This window comes from Enterococcus sp. 3H8_DIV0648 (assembly GCF_002140655.1).
Taxonomy (GTDB): Bacteria; Bacillota; Bacilli; order Lactobacillales; family Enterococcaceae; genus Enterococcus_A; species Enterococcus_A hulanensis.
Map to the genome: position 1 here is coordinate 1,366,565 of NZ_NGLG01000001.1, position 1,166 is coordinate 1,367,730.

2 protein-coding genes are annotated in these 1,166 nt (G+C 36.7%); both read right to left on the reverse strand.

Annotated elements, in window-relative coordinates; translation table 11 throughout:
- Positions 1-111: 111 nt before the first annotated feature.
- Complete coding sequence (locus A5875_RS06245; RefSeq protein WP_088932805.1) at positions 112-339, reverse strand: hypothetical protein; 228 nt, start codon at positions 337-339, stop codon at positions 112-114.
- A 117-nt stretch (positions 340-456) separates the two neighbouring features.
- Positions 457-972 (reverse strand): GAF domain-containing protein, encoded by a 516-nt coding sequence (locus tag A5875_RS06250; protein WP_254911849.1) that lies wholly within the window; start codon positions 970-972, stop codon positions 457-459.
- Positions 973-1,166 lie beyond the last annotated feature (194 nt).

Below are 1,166 nucleotides of genomic sequence, written 5' to 3' on the forward strand. Positions count from 1 at the left end.
GAAAAAAGGCGACGTTATTTAATAAACGTGGATCAGCCAGCTCTTAAAGTCATATCAAAAAGCCCGCTTAGAATATTCTTTCTAAGCGGGCTTTTAAAACAGGACGGTCGATTAACTAAAGAAACATTCTCTAGAAATAATCCCTGCTACTTCACTATATTTGATCAATACTTGACCATTTACTTGATCAATCTTATCTGCATCTAATCCGTAAAAGCGCTCAACATTTACGATGCAGCCATTAGCTTCTTTACGGATCACCTCTCCAATGATCGGCCGAGCAAAATCAGTCTTACGGCACTCATAGCTTTCCCCTACAATAATCGCTTCTTTATTCATTCAACCACCTCATTAACGTTTTATACTACACTTATATAGTAGCATTAAGTGGATTAAAAAACCACATTAAGGGTGTTATTTATGAAATAAGCGTGTTTTTAAGCAACATTCGTAATTTTAACCGATGTTTTCCAGTAATAATGATACATATTGCTCCAAATAGAATTGATCGATTTGATCATACATACCTATCTCTGAACTATCTAGGTCTAATACTCCAATCAACTGATCACCTTTTTTCATTGGTACAACAATTTCCGAACGAGCTGCTGAATCGCAAGCAATATAGTTCTTATGTTCTAATACATTCTCGACGATCAAGGTTTGATTCTTCTCTGCTGATTCACCGCAGACGCCTTTGCCCATGGCGATGTGAACACAGGATACATTTCCTTGGAATGGGCCTAAGATCAATTCGTCATTTTTATAAAGATAATAACCAGCGAATACAGTATCCTGTAGTGTCTGATTCAATAATGCTGATGAGTTTGCCAGATTTGCAATCAAATCTGTTTCGCCCTCCAATAATGCTTTTTGCTGTAATAGTAATAGTTTATATGCTTCTTCCTTTAGATGTGTATAAGAGACAGGTTTATATGCTTCTTCCTTCGCTTCTGGGGTTTTCCAACTCATAACAATTCCTCCAATACTGTCTCTTATACACATCTAGATGTGTATAAGAGACAGAAATTAAACTGACTTTCGCCAGCGAATATCTGACGGAACGATAATTTCCTGCATTTTCTTTGGTTCCTTCAACAATTCTAAAAGATTTTGAGCGGCAATTTTTCCAATCTTTTTTGATGGCTGCTCGATACTGGTAACCC